An 18,626-nucleotide genomic window follows, 5' to 3' on the forward strand; every position below is an offset into this window, starting at 1 on the left:
GGGCCACTTCGCACCTGACAGTTTGAGTCAGGTGCGAATAACCGCAAAATTCGGTCGTTTGGCCCAAATTGCCCGGTATAAACTTGTTGTTTAGCACACCCTGAGCAAACATAGTAATAACAGGTGGTGTACTTGTCTCTAGCGCAACGTACCCGCACTAAAAACAGAAAAAAATATAACGACAGGAGTACAAGGTGAACTTCGTTAAGTTAACCCTGATGTGTTTAATTATGAGCCTCAGCGCGACCGCGACTGCAGGTTTAAAACGCTACCCGCACCCCAATCCAGATATGCCATTTTCACTCGCCACACAAGTCGACAACATTGTGTATTTGTCTGGCCAAATCGCCGCAGATGAACACGGACAGCTCGCCGACAATATCACCGAGCAATCTCACCAGGTTATGAAAAATATCAAGTCCGCACTTAACAGTATCGGCCTGGATATGGAAGATATCTTCAAGTGTACGGTGATGATAGACGACATCGCCCAATGGCCTGATTTCAATAAAGTCTATGTGCAGTACTTTTCCAAAGGTGCCCTACCCGCCCGCAGCGCGTTCGGTGTCGACGGCCTCGCCATGGGCTCCATGCTCGAAGTAGAGTGCATGGCACACAAACGCCGTATGTAAAACATCATCCCGGCCCAGAGGTGGCAGATAAATCAACCGTCATCCCGGGCTTGTCCCGGGAACTAATAAAAAGGCCGCGATCTAAAAACAACCACCTTCTGCACTTCGATTTCTAAGATCCCGGATATCGCTGGGGCGATTCCGGGACGACGGATGGGGATATACGCTGCGCGATTCCGGGACGACGGAAAGGAACAAGCGCTTCGCTTTTTTCGCTACAACAGTTACTGGATAAAAGAAACGTCATCCCGGACTTGTTCCGGGACCTTCCGGACTTGTTCCGGGACCTTGGCTTGTCCCGGGAACTAATAAAAAGGCCGCGATCTATAAACCCCCACCTTTTGCACTTCGATTTCTAAGATCCCGGATATCGCTGGGGCGATTCCGGGACGACGGATAGTAGATAAAAATCCGAAAGTACCACATGCAATCAATTACATGTAAACTACACGCACTATGTCATACCCCGTTCCAGATACACCACTAGAAGTACTCTTCGAAGTTAAAAAGAGTAAATTTTTTGCGTTTGCCGCCTGCACACCAGATCGCGAAACCGCGATGCAGTATCTGGCAGCAAAACGTGCAGAATACCCCGATGCCCGCCACCATTGCTGGGCGTATCTACTGGGGAATCCGCATTCTCCCACCAGTGCAGCAATGTCTGACGACGGCGAGCCCAGCGGCACTGCCGGTAAACCAATACTGAATGTGTTACAACACAAGGGCGTGGGTGATATCACTATCATCGTGACCCGCTATTTCGGCGGTATAAAACTTGGCGCAGGCGGTTTAGTGCGCGCTTATTCTTCTGCCGCGCAACAAGTAATGGAAAACCTATCGCTTAAGGAACAAGTAACACTGAGTAAGTTACTGGTTAAAGCAGACTTTAGACACGAGCAGTTCGTGCGACATATCGTCACCGAGCAACAGGGCATTGTCGAAGAATGTGACTATGCAGAGCAGGTCTCCATGCAAATTGCACTACCTGCACCGGCCATTGAAACCCTCACGCAGCTTTGTGTAAGTCAGGGTATTCAGGTAATTCAGCCGGACTAGCTACACAATAGCTGCCGCTTGCTGCAGTTCGCGTCTCGACAACAGATTAGCCTTCTCTCCACCAAAGCTGTGTACAATGGCGTAAGCGCTACTGGCGGGAATTTTAAGGTGAATACACAGAGCAAAAAGAAATAAACGACACCGCTCGCAGGCACCATCGCAATGTAAATATACCCGCCCACCTTCATTCAGCGTTTGTGACACCTCCAGCAAATACTGCTGTAAAAAGGCTTTTTCCGTTTCGTTTTGTACAAAGATATCCGACACATTAAACGGCAGCCACAACCAATGCATACCGGCACTTTCAACGTCGGTTTTTAACTCAGGTTTATTTTCTTCAGAGGTTTGGATAGTGGCAATATGTGTGATGCCCTGCTTTTTTAAGGCATGCATATATTCAGCTGTGGGCCTGGCTCCAAGGGTGATTTTTCCTGCCCCTACAGCAAACCAGTTTAGTGTTGTGGTCATAGTTACCAGTTAGGTAATGGCTCTACACCACATAATAGTAAATTGAGAAGTAATGGCAACTACAGCCGCCAATAACAAACAAATGCCAAATGGCGTGTGTAAACTTTTTTGACTTAGCAATGTAAAACAACACACCTACGCTAAAGCACAGTCCACCAGCCACAATCAGCCACAAACCGGAACCGGGTAACGCCTGATACAGCGGATAAATCAGCGCCAACGCTATCCAGCCCATTACCAGATACGTCATCACAGACACTTTGGGGAACCGGTGTTTGGCAATCAACTTGAACGCGACGCCGGCCAGCGCCAACATCCATATTCCCGCTGTAGCGGCAATACCGAGAGTGCCCCCTATGGCGACTAGGGTGAGCGGTGTATACGTACCCGCAATCAGTAAATAAATGGCACTGTGGTCAAACAGCTTTAACACACCTTTGGTCTGCTGATGTGTTACTGCGTGATAAATAGTAGAGGCTAAAAACATGAATATCAGCGTGCCGCCATAGATCGCCGATGCGGTTATACTCACAGACGATTCTGCACGTAACAGCATGAATACTAAGCCGACAATAGCCGCCACGAATCCCAGCCCGTGACTAATGCTGTTCATCCATTCTTCCATTGCTGAATATGCGCGGTGTTTAAGCGTAGACATAACTGCTCCGACCATTGAATAAGTACAGTGTAATAATTCAGCGTACACTTGTACACCGTAACTATTGCAGTTTCATTTCAAAAACACTTTTAGTATTGAAATATATGGAAATTTTTTATGTTTTAGTTCCCGGATTGAAAGGATGGGGATAAATGCTTAGAGCTTTCAACAACCGCAGACGTTGGATAAAAGAAACGTCATCCCGGGCTTGTTCCGGGACCTTCGGTTGCATGGATACATCCTTTCCACGTCATCCCGGACTTGTTCCGGGACCTACTCAAAAAGGCCGAGATTTAAAAACAACACACCTTCAGCACTTCGATTTCTAAGATCCCGGATATCGCTGGGGCGATTCCGGGACGACGGATGATGGATCAAAGAAACGTCATCCCGGGCTTGTCCCGGGACCTTTGGTTGCATGGATACATCCTTTCCTCGTCATCCCGGACTTGTTCCGGGACCTTAGCTTGTTCCGGGACCTTAGCTTGTTCCGGGACCTTAGCTTGTCCCGGGACCTTCGGTTGCATGGATACATCCTTTCCACGTCATCCCGGACTTGTTCCGGGACCTACTCAAAAAGGCCGCGTTCTAAAAACAACACACCTTCATCACTTTGATTTCTAAGATCCCGGATATCGCTGGGGCGATTCCGGGACGACGGATGGGGATATACGCTTCGCGATTCCGGGACGACAGATGATGGATCAAAGAAACGTCATCCCGGACTTGTTCCGGGACCTTAGCTTGTTCCGGGACCTTGGGTTGCCCCGGGACCTAAACGAAAAGGCCGCGTTCTAAAAACAACACACCTTCATCACTTTGATTTCTAAGATCCCGGATATCGCTGGGGCGATTCCGGGACGACGGATGGGGATATTCGCTTCGCGATTCCGGGACGACGGGTGCGTGGATACATCCTTTCACCGTCATCCCGGACGTGTTCCGGGACCTTGGCTTGCCCCGGGACCTTTTCAAAGGCGGTAACCGCTTAAACTACTTCGAAAGTAACTTCAACGTTGCCGCGTGTTGCATTTGAGTAAGGGCACACAACGTGCGCTTTTTCTACTAACGCGTTTTTGTCTGCGTCTACGTCACCCAAATCAACGGTGAGTTTAACCGCAATGGCGAAACCGGTTGGGATAGGGCCGATACCTACTTCACCCGTTACTTTAATGTCAGCAGGCAGAGCAACTTTTTCCTGACCCGCTACAAATTTCAGAGCACCAATGAAACACGCAGCATAGCCCGCAGCAAACATCTGCTCAGGGTTTGTGCCTGGACCATCGTCGCCGCCTAACCCTTTGGGTACCGATAAACCGGCTTCTAAGCGACCGTCGTCAGACGCAATTTTACCGTCGCGACCACCTGTCGCTGTTGCCACACCTGTGTATAACACTTGATCTAACTTATGCATAACATGCCCTCTTGGTTGTGAAATACGTTGTGCTAATCATCTTTGGCACAACACTTACTTTGTATGCAAAATAAAATAACAAAGGAGTGATTGCCTTGCAACTATTTTGTATGCAAAATATAAGACAGAGGTAGCACAACATGCATGAACACGATTTACTAAAGCTGGAGAATCAGCTTTGCCATCGCTTTTACAGCGTATCCAATGCGTTTACGCGCGCTTATCGGCCGTTGCTGAAGTCGCTCGACATCACCTATCCCCAGTACCTGGTGATGATGGCGTTGTGGGAGCAAGACAACGTCACCATCTCACAACTGGTTGAAAAGTGCCGTGTTGATGCAGGCGCCCTGACACTGATTTTGCAGAAGCTGGCACAAAAAGCATTTATTGTTATTAAACCGTCACAGCATGACAAAAGAGTGAAAGAAGTGGCGTTAACGGAAAAAGGCCAAGCGACTAAATCGGAGGCGTTACAGATCCCCAAACAGTTATTGTGTCAGTTGCAAAACCTGGATGCAGGAGAAATGCACCAACTAAAGGTGCTTATAGACAAACTGTACTGTGAACTCGCCACCCCACAAGACAGAGTAGCGGCAAACGACTCATAGGTGTCGCTGCGTCAATTCGTAACCCGCCCAGTAATAGGGATGCTTGTAACGCCTTGAGCTTTGCATCCCTGCTATCGCCAAATTCAGTGCTTGTTCGGCATTGCTGCCCGATTGGATCGCTCTGTAAAAGTGCGCAGCAAACATACCTGAAGCCCGGTCGACAATTGGCCATTTGGTCGCCACTACGGTTTGCGCTCCCGATTGTAAAAAGGCCCTGGCCAGACTCAACGAACCCACTCCGTCGAAATCCCGGCCGTTGGCAGTATCGCACGCATTTAAAAACACTAGATTGTTGGCAAACCCAGAGTGTTCGATGGCCCGAATATCAATAAGCGTGCCGCCCGTCCCATTGGCAGAAGCCTGATTCAGAGCAAGCCCAACCACGTCGGGTTCAGTGGGATCGTAAATATTATGCGCGGCAATGTGCAGGATGTTTGCCTGGCGTGTATCTTCGGAAAACAAAGCCTCGTCGGTGGCCGCATTATTCAACAGTACGTCTATCGGTTGTGGGGCAAACGCAGCCTGTATCTGCTCAGCTTCCACTTTGGCCCAGGGAAGCGCATCCAGCGCCGCCAGCTCACCTGACTGCGCATTGATTTGTTGTGTTGCCAGCACGCGGATTACTGCGCTGTCTGACGCCATATTCTGATTTTGTACTGTCCGTGTCGACGACATCACCCGTTTAAACGCCGCGGGAGGCGACGGTAAAGAGGCCACAAGTGCATTCAGTGACACAGTATTCACCGGCACATGACCGGCGACAATCCAGGTACTTGCGCTGTCTTCCGTCAACATGGGCGCAAATAGCTGTTCCGCTAGTGTTTGAAGGCGCCTTTCAGCATCCTGGCGGCGTTGCATTACAGACAGCGCGGCCTCCTCCGCCAGTGCCACCAGCGTTTGCAGTGGTGCAATAGCGTGAAGAGTAACGGTATCGGCGCTTATTACCACAGCTCGAATATGTTGTTCAGCAGGAACATACAAGACAACACGCTCCCCAGCACCAAGCGATGCTTGTACCTGAGCAAGGCAATCCTGAATATCACACAGCGTTTGAGACGTGCCACCTGCCGTTACTTCGTTCACTTGCTCAGAGGTTTGCGTCTTAGATGCATACATACTGGCATGGCGAAGCAAATCGACTTCAAGCAATTGCTGTAACCTAACCGCAAGTGGTGCTACGCCGCTGTCGAAACGCTGGGTATTAAGTGCGTTTAACCGCTGCTGGCGCGTTGCATCGAGAGAGAAAGGCTGTTGCCGAATATTCAACTCATTCAGAAGCAACAGGTTACCGGCAAGGTAGGCATTCGATGCAGGCGTGTTCTTTTTCATAAGCTGAGCCAGCCATAACGTATAAAAATCATTAACGCTATGACGCCATGCCGCACTCATGTCATTGCCAGACATCGCTCGTAATTGCGATATGATCATGGCATGCGTTGCTTCCGCGTAGGCATCACTTTCGACATCACCACGCTTTAGCAGAATCTCGTACTGGCGTTTACGCACTTTTACCGCCAATAAACTGGTGACCTGCACCTGTTCGTCAGAAAGCGATGCCAGCCAATCTGAGGCCTCGTTTGTCGCGCCCCGTTGATAGGCTATATCCGCCAGTTTCAATACGGCTTCTGTTTTTAAAGACACATCAATGTCTTCGTTGACCAACTGCTTTAGCTGCTCTGTGAGTGCATCCGCAGCCACTGGTGTGGCTATGCCCAAGTCCGCTGCTTCCAGTGAAGCTACTAACGCGATCGCCTGCTTTTCATAAACCGTGCCGGTCATCAGGCCTTCATAGCACGCTCTGACCAGCGGCGCCGCAGAGGTGGTTACACCGCTTCGCATCAGGCTTTGCGCAAGACGACACTGTAATTCGGCTTTTACCTTGGGTGCGTTGTCCGCCACTCGCTCTATAGCACCATGTAAGTAAGCCGCGGCTTTATTGTATTCACCCAGCCTGAAATATACCGTACTGACATTCTGGTAGGTAAAGGCTTCCAGGTCCGGGTCTTCGTGGGACTGTAGCAGTACTAACAGCGTCAGCAAGTGATATTGAGACGCATTGAAATCCTGACGACGACTTTGCAACCAGGCAATATTGGAATGAATGGTAATCTGTTGTTTTATATTGTTATCTTTTTCAGCCGCGGCGAGCGCTTTACGCTCGTATCGCAATGCTTCGCTGAGATTATAATCCGCGGTTTCAGGTGTTTGTTGAGCAAGCTTGATGTAAAGAAACCCAACATTGTCGTACAGGGTAATAACGTCATCATTTGCCAGCAGATGTCCGTCGGGGCCTTCGAGTAGCGCTTCACTGTTCGATAGCGCCAGCCTGCCCGCATTTACCTGATTGTCGTCTAAATAGGCCTCGCCCAATAGCACGCCCGCTTTAAATTGCACAACAACAGACAACGAATCGTCATTTACCAGGCTTTTGAATATCTCAATCGCCTCGGTATTTTCGCGCTGACGCAAATAGATTTTTCCCTTAAGCAAGGTCATGACCGGACCCAGCGCTTGCGGCATGGACGATGGCGGAAACCGGGTTAGCACATCGGTTGCTAATTCAAATTGGTAGGTATTAAACAATAGCTCTGCAGTAATCGCTGCCAGCACGGCTTCAGACGGTGACATGCTTGCCAGCGATACCGTTTCAGTAAGCGTGCTATAAGCCGTATTGGCCAGATCTTTTTCAGCAGAAAACGGGTCTGCCAGATAGTGCTGTAAAATGGGTAACCACAAGGCGTGCTGTTGTGCATCCAGGCTGATTGAATTGCCCTTTTCTGCACAGGTTGAGTTGTCGACTGCTTGTGCCACGTAAAGCTGAACGACAGACAACACCAGCGCTGGCGAATTCGAGGTACCAGAATGCGCCTCTATAAACTGCCACCGCACTGCGTCTCGCGTTTCATCCGATTGGGCGTCGATGGCATCTGAGCAGGCAGTGGCATGAGCCACCACCCAACAACTAATAAAAATCCACAACGTTAGTCGCAGTATTGCTTTCATTTTGCTGTGCTCATGGTATTGCTACCCACCAGTGTTAGTGCAGCGCCAACGTGGTGCCGTGCGGGACGACGCGTAGATAGAACCAATCAGGCTCTTGGTCGTTACGCCCAATTTATACCGCGCAACAATACAGGCGGTGACTTCTTCTTCCGACATGCCGGGCTTCACATTTTTATTCTCATCACCTGCCGTCCAGTGGGTCTGGTCGCTCCAATAATAATCGTGGTTCATGGCGAAATTACCGGACTCCATATCAAGATCGAAGAACACAACATCCAGTAAATACACGCCAGGTGACGGTTCTTCAACCATGTAAAATACCGTTGTGCCGGCAAACCCCATCGGTTCGTAAATCTTTTCGCGATCACCACCATCCATAGTAAGAATTAACTGGCTCGCTTTTACATCCAGCTTTGCCGTTATCTCGCTGTTTAACGCGGGCAGATACTGGGCATGGAAGTCAGTTTTATCTTTAATTGTTGAAGCAACTTCGTTTACCACCCAGGTTCCTTTTAACTCATTGATCATGCTGTTTTCCTTCTTGCTGTAGTACATAGCGAACCATTTCGCTCATGCTCGAAATCGTCTCGATTTGCAGAGGCAATGCACGCACATCAAAGTCTGCCTGCCCCGGCGTATGCTGTAAGGTTAACTTGAAAAACGCAGCAACCAGTATACTACCCATCGGCCCTAATATGCCTTGGTCGCGGTATGCTCGCCCACGCATCACTTCACCTTCACGCAAAATGAAGTACCACAACGGTGTTGTGTTATTAAACATTTCACCGTTACTAATATGCGAAAAATAGCCGTTATCCAGATTGTCGCTATGCAAAATACCAGACGGCGATGCCAGTTGTTGGCATACCTGCTGAAACGTCTCGTTTTGCATAATGGCCTGAGCGCACGGCAATTCCTGATCGCGGCTGCGCAGTAAATTTCGTACGGCCAAGCGATTTAACGGCGACGCAATGTGGGGAATTTTTAGCGGCACGGTTGGCCTGACTGGCAGGGCAACCTGCACAAAGGGATGATCCGTCACTGAATCATAAAAAAACAGCTGCCAGTCTACGCCGAGTTCAGGCGGAATATGCCGGTGATGTTGGTAATAATCCCGCCCGCCGCGGTAGTCAAACAGTTCGTCCAGCGTGATGCTTCGCTTCGCATTCACACCATAAATGCCTCTCACCTGAGCGTGACCAAATCGATAGGCCGCCAAATTAAACGCATTCGGGCGGTTAAAGTCAGCGTCACTGTACAGCGACCAATGGGTCCATTGCTGTTCCGGTGTGCCAAAATAGCCATGCCACACCTCGTCGCACAGCAAGCGCTTTAAGTAGTCCTGCACAATAATTCGTCGATACACCTGCTCAACACAGGCTCTGGCCTGTTGCCTTAACACCGAGGGATCACGCTCAGCGCCAGACGCAATAAGTTCAGCGATTACCGCATTGTGCAGTCGCAGCATAAGAGTGTGAAACTGAGAAAGCAGAAAGTTTTCGTCGTTGCGGGCGTCACCTATCAAAGCGAAGCCTTCGGCATCGCGGGGCATATCCCACACGGTTATATTTGCGTCATTCACGCCTAAAGACTGCAATGCAAACGCACCCGGCATTGTGTTACACAAAGCATCAGGCTGCGCCGATACATGGCTGTAAAGCCCGTGTAAATCTAACATCGGGCGCATTTTCTGGGTTAGCTTACCGGGGCCATCAAAGGGGGTATCTTCGTCGGTAAAATAAGAAAGGTCATGGTCGACAAACTGACCTAAATAAGTGAAGCCGGCAGGTAAATCGTAAGGCGCTTTAACAGTAGTAGTGCTGGCAATCCGATTAGACATTGCCAGCCCAAGCGCCATTAATTGCTCGTTTGTTGGCTCATTTAACGGCTCATACTTCACAGCACAATGGCCAAGCGCCATACAAACTTCCTTATTCCATGTTTAGGATAAATCCAATTTCCTGAGGGGCGTTTTCGCCAGCATCAGTCACTTCCACTTTGTATTCACCACTATGCACTTGCTCACGCGATAATACCACCAGCAATTCACCGTGTTCGTTGCCTTTCACCTGATAGGCCATTACAACCCGGGCAGAATCCTTGGCCGTTACGGTTACCGAATACGTTGCATCCGGTTCAGCAAAATACGTTTGTACCATTAACGCCATTACGTCTGAGTCTTTCTTCAGAACAAAAACCGGTAGCGCCGACGACGCCGAGCGAACGGTTTCCAGGTACTCCACCTGAGAGCTCACCAGGCCATTAGATTTACCACCGGTATGCGAAAGTGTAAACACGATAGCGCAAGCGGCAAATGTACATACACTGGCACGCATTGGCGATGCCCAGCAGTTTGCTCGAATCCACTGCCAGAAGCCCGCACCGGCTTTGTTGTGTTGCACGGCGTCTACCAGCGTTTGCTTATACAGATGGTCGATTTCTACGGTATCAACTAACGCCGGATTGTCCAGCATGTGCAGCTCAAATTCGACTCGTTCAGAGTCCGATAATTTGTTGTGCAAGTAGCGTTGTAACATGTCCGGGTTATCAAATTTAGGAGTGTTGTGTTGTGTCATATTCCTTACCTTCACTACTGTCAGACACGCCGTCTTTGGTAATGTTATTGCTTATCCGTTGTGACAAGTGATATGAAACCTGAAGTTCTCTCACTTGTTCATCCGCAATGGTCGTTGGTGAAGTCTCACCACACAACAACACAACCAAACCACATCCCAATAATGACACCAGAGAGAAATTGCTACCCTGTTCGCTAATCGCCAGACTCAGTTTCTGCTTTAGCCGCTGACGCGCTCGATAAAGCACCCGGTCAAAATGCTCCGGCGACAACGACAGTAAATCGCACAACTCTTCTTTTGACGTGCCGTGAACAAAATATTCCACCAGAATATCCCGGTCACGTTCTACCGGCATTTCATTCAGTACGCCTGCAACCAACGCGACTATCTTTTCGCGCTGGCACTGCTGCGCGGGTCCGTCGAGCTCGCCAAACAACCTGTCGAGATCGTCTGTAAATTCAGTTTTCTGACGTTTTTCTTTGCGTTTGTGGGCAATAAGCAGATTAGTAGCGGTTCGGTGAACAAATGAAGTAAGTGCTTTGGCTTCACGAATTTCGCCAGCACGGGCTTTTACCAGGCAAACACACAGGGCTTCCTGAGCCATGTCACTGGCCATGCTGTGGTCGTGGCAATCTCTGAACAACATAAGATACAGCGCGCGCCAATAGTGACGCACGAGTTCTTCTTCTGCAGACTTGTTGCCTGAAGCAATACCACTTAATAGAGATTCAGGTGAGCCCGAGATAGCTGGTTTAGTCTCAGGTAGCACCACGTTCTAACTGTATGAAAATAAGATAATTACGAGGCTAAGGTAAAACAGAGTCGGTGGCAAGAGTAATACATGGAAATCTGTCTATTATCTGCTACACCTTATCTGTTAGTAAAAAAATGAAATTTAAGTGAGAGAACTTAGGTTCATGTGACACAGGGTTAAAAGACACAACAAAGTTCTGAATACCAGACAGGCATTCAGGCGACATTATTTAACCCAACAACAGTGTGAAGTAAGCTATGCAGCAGTCAAAGAAGCTCCATAAATACACGTTACAGGAAGATGTACACTTACTGATTGGTATAAAGCCACCTACCGACATCATTACGTCAGACGTTTCACTGTTACGAGGAGGACGCCTCATCATTAAGCAGGGGTATCAATGGGATGGGCCAAAATGTCGTGGTTTTTGGTGCAAGAATGCCGTTCGAGGTGCACTTGTACACAGCGTGTTGTACAAATTAATGCAAGAGCAGCATATTCCGACTAATTGCAAAGACGTGGCAGATAAAACACTTCTCATGCAATGCATCGACGACGGCACACCGTCTATTGTCGCCAGACTACTTTACTCCATGGCAAAGCGGGAAAAGCTGACGACCTCCAAACAAAGTCCGTTTAAACAAACTTCGACTAACAGCGTTAACAGCAGCAACTGTTAACGCGTTAGCGGCTCTGAATTACATGCCATAGAGCTTTACGTCGCCCGCCTGGCCATCGTAGTTATATCCACCACCGGAGTAGCTGAAAGCATCGGAGTAATACACAAAGTGTGGAGAACTGCTTTGATATACGGCCTCTCCGCCATCGCTTTTGATGTATCCGCATATCTGATTATAGGCAAATGCGTTCCACCCCGGGCTCAAGGTAGAGGTGAACGACGCAGCCACACTAATAGGCTCAGCATTGCTGAACACTTTATTCCACAGGTCAGCACACCCGGCACTGTCGGTTGTTGAACCAACCGGCCAGCCAACGCTGTTAAAATCGACTGACTGATTCCCAATAGCAATAGGTGTTGTCTGTCGAACCTGATATTTAGCATGCAGTAAAGCTACACCACTCTTAAACGCACTTGATGTCGCAACCGTAGTGGCATCGTTTGCATCGTCACTGAAATCAATGAACTTCGGTGCAGCAACGACCGATAAAATGCCCAAAATCACGATGACGATAATTAATTCAATAAGGGTAAAACCATGGTTTATATTTTTCATTCTTAATTTGCCCTTCTACTTCAACAGGGCACGCAGTATATGCGTAGAAAATCGTCGCAGAAACCCATTTCCGCCGAATGTCGTATACCTGTAGTTACTTACGTACAGCATTTAATACCCTCAAATGCAATCGTTTGCGATGTTAGCGTTGGGCTATTGGTGTTTGCACGAATAATGTTGATGTTTCTCTGGTTCCCCGCCTTCGCGGGGATGACGGATAGAGTGGAGAAGCGGAGACGCCTCCCTCCCCGTCATCCCGGGCTTGCCCCGGGACCTTGGCTTGCCCCGGGACCTTGGCTTGCCCCGGGACCTTGGCTTGCCCCGGGACCTTGGCTTGCCCCGGGACCTTTTCAAACAGCACGCTCATACCTGATAAGTTCCCCGCCTTCGCGGGGATGACGGTGGAGTGGATGGGATGACGTGTGGGGTGGTTACAAGATCCCGGATAAGCTCTGCGCGTTTCCGGGACGACGGATGAAGGTATCTCACTTTGATGCGGAGACGCCCCCCTCCCCCGTCATCCCGGGCTTGCCCCGGGACCTTTTCAAACAGTACGCTCATACCTGATAAGTTCCCCGCCTTCGCGGGGATGACGGTGAAGTGGGGGACGACGTGTGGGGTGGTTACAAGATCCCGGATAAGCGCTGCGCGTTTCCGGGACGACGGTTGTATGGATATATCCTTTCCCCGGTCATCCCGGACTTGTTCCGGGACCTTGGCTTGTCCCGGGACCTTTTCAAACAGCACGCTCGTACCTGATAGGTTCCCCGCCTTCGCGGGGATGACGGTGAAAGAGCGGAGACGCCACCCTCCCTGTCATCCCGGACTTGTTCCGGGACCTTGGCTTGTCCCGGGACCTTGGCTTGTTCCGGGACCTACATTAACCCAATGGCTTGGATTGGAGCGTTGATTCATCTTTTGGCACAGACACATCGTGGCACATCAGCATGTCCATTACCCTTGATGAAGCGCCAGAATAAAACCCTGTCTCTGCGGCAAAATTGGTGGGATTTTTAAAGGTGCCAAACAACATATCGAAAATAGGCAAGTCGGCATAATTGTAGGCGTGAATGCCTTTTTCATGATGGACAGAATGACTTTCCGGTCGCTGAATAACGTAGCCAATCCAGGTTGGCGTCTTTACATTCATGTGTTGAAACAGCGGCAAAAATACCGATGCGTACAAGTACAACGTAGCGGCCTCAACCGACAAACCTGCCACCAGCACCAAACTAACGCTGCCCAGGAAAGTGAACCCTATAATGTCCATCGGGCTAAAGTAAAAAGCGCCGAATGTGTCTACCCGCTCAGCGCTGTGATGAAACTGGTGAAATACCCGCCACAACACGTTTGACTCATGTATTAGGCGGTGCCAGACATACAAAAAGAAATTGAACACCAGTAACCCAACAACCGCGCCGATGTAAGGGTTCAGATGGCGTAAATCCACCAGTTGATAAGGCAGCAAATAGGCATCCCAAACCATTGGCAAATACGTAGCAAGATAAAAGAACACAACAAAAGCGCAGAACGATCGTATCCGCCAGCCAGCAATCTTGGGTAATTCCCTGGCAGGGAACAAAGATTCAACCAAAACAAATGCGCCGTATAAGGCAAACACAACTAATGAAAGGGGGTCGAACAGAATTTCAACAGGACCAGGCATAACCGTCTTCCTTTGCAGTGAACCATGCTGTGGCTCGGTAAATGACGCTTTGCACTATTGGTCATTCACACAAGAAAGTCCTAACGAAAGCCTAATATTCGTCTAATAATCTTCGAATTACTGCGAATGAGGGTTAAGTGAGCCAGGCAACATAATCTCGCCGCTATCTTCCAGTTTCCGCAGCCATTGGCGGGCATTTTTCAGCGTATTCTGCATGTCCGACAATGCCCGTTGAAAGACCGGGTGGTCTTTCAGTGGCGCATAGGTAGGCGATGATACAATAGAGTCCGCGCCGTGCCCCGCAGCAACATAATCAGCGAATGACCTGGCGGCCAACTCTATCTCCCCTTTTGCAAGGTAAATTCGAGTTTTCCAGTCACTCTCTTTTGTTGACCAACCGCCGAACGGCGCAGTAGTCACCACGGTCAGGCATTTATCTAACAGTGCGTGACCGCGGGCATACTCTCCCCGGTTTATCATTAACCTGGCAACGGCGACCGCCGGTATAAAGTTCGAGGCATCAACATTGACTGCATCCTGAAACAACGATGGGAAAAACTGCCGATAGTGGTTCTCAACGTCCCGGGCCCGCCCGAGCCCTTGCCCCACTTCCACCAAATCAAACATATAAACAGGGAACACGTGCTGGTTGGCGGGTAATTGCAGAAACATATCGAGCGCCTTCCCATGCTTTCCGGTTAAATGTGCAATCATGGCATTTGCCAGCAACATGTTGTCGGAGCCCGGCGCCAGCGACAAACTGTGCGCCAACCAATCTACGGCCTTTTGGGTATCTCCCGTTAATATGTATACCTGCGCCATAATCATCGAATTGAACGGCGCTTCAGGCGAATATTGCAAGTTTTGACTCAGCGCAACCTGTGAAGCGGGGAGTGCATGACCCAGCCAATAATAGTAATCCGACCGGGATCGGTAGGCCGGCGCAAACGTCGGATTCTGCTCAATCAACGTATCGATAATCATGCGGGCCTGGACAAATCGACCGGCATCAATCAGAGCGCTCACCCACTGCGTTTTAAGCAATGGGTCTAACGGACTTATTGCTACGGCTTTGGCAAACACAGCTTCAGCCTGCTCAATGCGCCGTAATTTCCACAACAGTAAATTACCGTATTCTGACAAAGCGGTAACATTGCCCGGAATAATATCGAGCGCCTGGGTAAATGCCGTTTCAGCATCGCCAAAACGTTGTTTAAAGACGTGCAACACACCCAGTGCCACAAAGGCTTCTCCCAATGTTGGTTGCAGCGCCAGCGCTCTTTCAATAAGAGGACTGGCTATACGTACTTGCTGCTCAACAGGCTTGCCCGCCCAATGGATCTGATTTAACTCCAACCGGGCTAATTCGGCATAGGCCAACGCAAAGGAGGGATCGGCCTTTATGGCCTGCTCCAGGTATTCAATGGCCTTGGTGTTGTCCTGTGTTGTCCCCTGATTCGCCAACGATTTGCCCTGAAAATAATATCCCAGTGCAGCCAGGTTTTGGGTTGGAAAGTGCTGGTGCTGGCTGTTTTGTTTTGCCGTTAACGCCAGATTCAGCGCTTTCGCTATGTCCAGTGAAATTGCCTGCTGAATAATAAAAATGTTTTCCGCTGTGAGTGCTCTGGTATAAGTACCAGCCCAAAGCTGGCGCGCATTGGCAGTATCAATTAACTGCACATCAACGCGAATTTGCTGCCCGGCACGCTTCACTTCCCCCAATAAAACAGTAGCAACCGACAATGTCGTGCCCACCGCTTTCACATCTGCCGTAGCGGGGTCGTAGTGAGCAACTGACCCCTTTGCGATTGTTTTTAATGCCGGGTAAGCCGCAATTTGCGCCAGTAAGGCTGAGTGCATACCGTCTGAAAAAAACGCATCTTCGGCGGTATCGGATGCGTAAGTAAAAGGCAGAATAGCAATAGATTTATCGGCAGCAGTCGATACGCCAGATTCGCTGCTTTCTGATTCAGAGGGGGTTATGCCACCGTTTATTTGCCAGATAAACAACATGAGCACGGCAAGCGTTAACAGAGTAATCGCGGCAAAAACAAATCGATTAAAGCGGGAATGTACACTGTTTGCCTGTGAGCCGCCCGGTGCTGTTTGTTCAGGCAAGACTGGATTATTGGTTGGCGGATCGGGTATTTCCGTTACCGGTGCAACAAACTGATACCCCCTGCCATGAATCGTTTTGATTACGGCCTGCCGCTGCCCGTCGTCATGCAGCGCGGTGCGTGCAAATTTTATGTGATTACTCAAGGTCGCATCCGACACCGCCAGCCCGGTCCAAATGGCATCAAAGAAGGCCTGTCGGGTAACCACCCGGTCCCGATTAACAATCAAATATACAATGACATCAAAGACTTTTGGCTCAACGGCAATCGGCATATCACGGTGTTTGATACTGTAGGCGTTGGTATCGATTTCAAAATCATTCACCCGGTAACGCATTTGCCTGTCCCTTGCCTGCCCCCGCGGTGTGCATACCTGCTGCTTCGGGGCTTAAGTATCAATCCGTTCAGTGTGTGCAAAGTTTAACCACAGGTCAACCGTATGCGCAGGAAAAGCCTGTTTCATTGCACTTTCAACTCTCGATTGCCCAGATAAACCCCACTGCAAGACGTAATATCTGTATGGAGCAAAATTTATTCATGTGTACCTGTACGTTTTTAGTGGCAAAGCTAGTATGCTCTGCACAACTTTAATTACCGACTTGGACCTCATGCAACTTTCTCACCTGCTCACGCCTCAGGCACAACAAATGGAGTCGTCGCTGGTTCGCGAGCTACTGCAATATTCTCAACAGCCAGACATTCTTTCATTGGCAGGTGGACTCCCAGACGAAACCCTGATGCCACCGTTACCAGACCTTGCACCGGTCACATCATTTGCTCAGTACGGTCCCAGTGAAGGTGAGCCAGCACTACGCCAGCAAATCAGCCATATCATCAGTGAGCGTGGTCTGTCAGTTGAGTCCAGTCAGGTATTGGTAACCAATGGCTCACAGCAAGGGCTGGACTTGATTAGCCGGCTCGTGTTGAACCCGGGCGATGTTGTACTTACCGAGCAGCCCACTTACCTGGCGGCACTGCAAGTGTTTCAACTGCAAGGTGCTGTAGTCAAAACGGTGGAGTCGGACGAAACAGGTATGAACCCGGAAGCACTGAAGGCGGCAATCGAGCAGTACAATCCCAAAGCAGTGTACCTTATTCCGAACTTTCAGAATCCGGCGGGACATTGCTACAGCGTTGCACGCCGTGAAGCGATTGCAGAGATCATCGACGCGCACAATATTTTGCTGGTAGAAGACGATCCCTACCGCGATCTGTACTACGACGATGTGGTTATTACGCCCATCGCCAGTCTATTGAATGCCGCGCCATGGGTTTACATGGGTAGCTTTTCAAAAGTATTGTGGCCTGGACTGCGGGTGGGTTATGTTTCTGCAAGTCCATCTGTTATGCCGTTTCTGGTAAAAATAAAACAGGCCAGTGACTTACACACCAACCGCCTTGGTCAATCACTCGTTTCGACATTTATTGCCGAAGGCAAGTTACCTGCGCATTTAGAGGTGATTCGTTCTTCGTACAAAGGCAAACGCGACGTTATGGCCGCCGCACTAGAGCGCGAATTAGGTGATTGCATGACCATACACGCCCCGAAAGGCGGTATGTTTTTCTGGCTGGCACTACCGGAAGACGTGTCTTCCAAGCAAATTCTGCATGACGCCCTGGAACAGAAAGTACTGGTACTGCCCGGCACCCCGTTCTTCCCGACGAGAGAAGCATACACCGACGGCTTCCTGCGCCTAAGCTTCGCTCGCCTGTCGCACGCCGACATTGAAAAGTCGATTACCGTTCTGGCAAGTGTGATTCGTTCACATATAGGGTGATTTTTAGTTCCCCGCCTTCGCGGGGACGACGGTGTAGTGGAGGCCCCCCCCCTCCCCGTCATCCCACCAATATTTCGTCATCCCGGGCTTGCCCCGGGACCTACTCAAAAAGGCCGTGATTTCAAAATAACTGGTGTTGGATGTTTTCTAAGATCCCGGATATACGCTTCGCGATTCCGGGACGACAACCTCTTCGTCATCCCGAGCTTGCCCCGGGAACATATAGCCGTCATCCCGGGCTTGCCCCGGGACCTAAACGAAAAGGCCGAGCTCTAAAAACAACGACCTCTTGATGCTCATAAGATCCCGGATATACGCTTCGCGATTCCGGGACGACGGATGGGAAGGCTAACTAATTCCCGGATATACGCTTCGCGATTCCGGGACGACGGATGGGAATAACGCTGCAGGGCTCCGGGACGACAACCTCCCCCGTCATCCCGGACTTGTTCCGGGATCTACTCAAAAAGGCCGTGATTTCAAAATAACTGGTGTTGGATGCTTTTTTAGATCCCGGATATACGCTTCGTGATTCCGGGACGACAACCTCCCCGTCATCCCGGGCTTGCCCCGGGATCTACTCAAAAAGGCCGTGATTTCAAAATAACTTGTGTTGGATGTTTTTTAAGATCCCGGATATGCGCTTCGCGATTCCGGGACG

The 18,626-nt window shown here is 49.8% G+C and carries 16 protein-coding genes; 5 read left to right on the forward strand and 11 right to left on the reverse strand.

All coding sequences use genetic code 11. From position 1 onward, the window contains the following. Positions 1-194 precede the first annotated feature (194 nt). Both BUB81_RS06295 and BUB81_RS06300 read left to right on the forward strand, forming a co-directional pair. Positions 195-632 (forward strand): RidA family protein, encoded by a 438-nt coding sequence (locus tag BUB81_RS06295; protein ID WP_245819128.1) that lies wholly within the window; start codon positions 195-197, stop codon positions 630-632. 456 nt (positions 633-1,088) lie between these two features. Further along, positions 1,089-1,688 carry a YigZ family protein gene (locus BUB81_RS06300; RefSeq protein ID WP_073319946.1) on the forward strand — a complete coding sequence of 200 codons (600 nt, stop codon included), beginning with the start codon at positions 1,089-1,091 and terminating at the stop codon, positions 1,686-1,688. On the opposite strand, the gene BUB81_RS06305 is transcribed toward BUB81_RS06300, so the two are convergent. The 3 genes from BUB81_RS06305 to BUB81_RS06315 form a co-directional block, all read right to left on the reverse strand. Continuing rightward, positions 1,689-2,156 carry a protein-tyrosine phosphatase family protein gene (locus tag BUB81_RS06305; protein WP_073319950.1) on the reverse strand — a complete coding sequence of 156 codons (468 nt, stop codon included), beginning with the start codon at positions 2,154-2,156 and terminating at the stop codon, positions 1,689-1,691. 22 nt (positions 2,157-2,178) lie between these two features. Continuing rightward, on the reverse strand, positions 2,179-2,829 hold the full coding sequence (gene trhA, locus BUB81_RS06310) for a PAQR family membrane homeostasis protein TrhA (protein WP_073321010.1): 651 nt from the start codon (positions 2,827-2,829) through the stop codon (positions 2,179-2,181). A gap of 973 nt (positions 2,830-3,802) precedes the next feature. Continuing rightward, positions 3,803-4,228: an organic hydroperoxide resistance protein gene (locus tag BUB81_RS06315; protein ID WP_073319953.1), complete on the reverse strand. Its 426-nt coding sequence runs from the start codon at positions 4,226-4,228 to the stop codon at positions 3,803-3,805. 140 nt (positions 4,229-4,368) lie between these two features. On the opposite strand from BUB81_RS06315, the gene BUB81_RS06320 reads away from it, so the two are divergent. Beyond that, complete coding sequence (locus tag BUB81_RS06320) at positions 4,369-4,836, forward strand: MarR family winged helix-turn-helix transcriptional regulator (protein ID WP_073319956.1); 468 nt, start codon at positions 4,369-4,371, stop codon at positions 4,834-4,836. Here BUB81_RS06320 and BUB81_RS06325 read toward each other — a convergent pair. Genes BUB81_RS06325 through BUB81_RS06345 form a run of 5 tightly spaced genes read right to left on the reverse strand, consistent with a single transcriptional unit; the run spans position 4,831 to position 11,187 of the window. After that, positions 4,831-7,839 (reverse strand): CHAT domain-containing protein, encoded by a 3,009-nt coding sequence (locus BUB81_RS06325; RefSeq protein ID WP_073319959.1) that lies wholly within the window; start codon positions 7,837-7,839, stop codon positions 4,831-4,833. The two genes, BUB81_RS06320 and BUB81_RS06325, sit on opposite strands and share 6 nt — an antisense overlap. A 21-nt stretch (positions 7,840-7,860) precedes the next feature. Then, on the reverse strand, positions 7,861-8,367 hold the full coding sequence (locus BUB81_RS06330; protein ID WP_073319963.1) for a hypothetical protein: 507 nt from the start codon (positions 8,365-8,367) through the stop codon (positions 7,861-7,863). Then, positions 8,357-9,760: a peroxidase family protein gene (locus tag BUB81_RS06335; RefSeq protein ID WP_073319966.1), complete on the reverse strand. Its 1,404-nt coding sequence runs from the start codon at positions 9,758-9,760 to the stop codon at positions 8,357-8,359. The genes BUB81_RS06330 and BUB81_RS06335 overlap by 11 nt, the downstream gene beginning before the upstream one ends. A gap of 10 nt (positions 9,761-9,770) precedes the next feature. Beyond that, the gene (locus tag BUB81_RS06340; protein ID WP_073319969.1) at positions 9,771-10,415 is read right to left on the reverse strand and encodes a hypothetical protein; all 645 of its coding nucleotides are present in this window, start codon (positions 10,413-10,415) and stop codon (positions 9,771-9,773) included. After that, complete coding sequence (locus BUB81_RS06345; protein WP_073319973.1) at positions 10,393-11,187, reverse strand: RNA polymerase sigma factor; 795 nt, start codon at positions 11,185-11,187, stop codon at positions 10,393-10,395. The genes BUB81_RS06340 and BUB81_RS06345 overlap by 23 nt, the downstream gene beginning before the upstream one ends. A 239-nt stretch (positions 11,188-11,426) precedes the next feature. On the opposite strand from BUB81_RS06345, the gene BUB81_RS06350 reads away from it, so the two are divergent. Then, positions 11,427-11,849 (forward strand): hypothetical protein, encoded by a 423-nt coding sequence (locus BUB81_RS06350; RefSeq protein WP_073319976.1) that lies wholly within the window; start codon positions 11,427-11,429, stop codon positions 11,847-11,849. An 18-nt stretch (positions 11,850-11,867) separates the two neighbouring features. Here the strand turns inward: BUB81_RS06350 and BUB81_RS06355 are convergent, their stop codons facing one another. The 3 genes from BUB81_RS06355 to BUB81_RS06375 all read right to left on the reverse strand — a co-directional run bounded on the left by BUB81_RS06355 (position 11,868) and on the right by BUB81_RS06375 (position 16,524). Further along, entirely contained in the window at positions 11,868-12,404 is a 537-nt protein-coding gene (locus BUB81_RS06355; protein ID WP_073319979.1) for a prepilin-type N-terminal cleavage/methylation domain-containing protein, read from the reverse strand. Positions 12,405-13,284: 880 nt separating this feature from the next. After that, entirely contained in the window at positions 13,285-14,070 is a 786-nt protein-coding gene (locus BUB81_RS06370; protein WP_073319988.1) for a sterol desaturase family protein, read from the reverse strand. 117 nt (positions 14,071-14,187) lie between these two features. Further along, complete coding sequence (locus BUB81_RS06375; RefSeq protein WP_073319991.1) at positions 14,188-16,524, reverse strand: winged helix-turn-helix domain-containing protein; 2,337 nt, start codon at positions 16,522-16,524, stop codon at positions 14,188-14,190. A 271-nt stretch (positions 16,525-16,795) separates the two neighbouring features. Between BUB81_RS06375 and BUB81_RS06380 the strand changes: the two genes are divergently transcribed. Next, the gene (locus tag BUB81_RS06380; RefSeq protein ID WP_073321013.1) at positions 16,796-17,965 is read left to right on the forward strand and encodes an aminotransferase-like domain-containing protein; all 1,170 of its coding nucleotides are present in this window, start codon (positions 16,796-16,798) and stop codon (positions 17,963-17,965) included. The last annotated feature ends 661 nt before the right edge of the window (positions 17,966-18,626 follow it).

The sequence above is a fragment of the Marisediminitalea aggregata genome (assembly GCF_900129565.1).
Classification (GTDB): Bacteria; Pseudomonadota; Gammaproteobacteria; order Enterobacterales; family Alteromonadaceae; genus Alteromonas; species Alteromonas aggregata.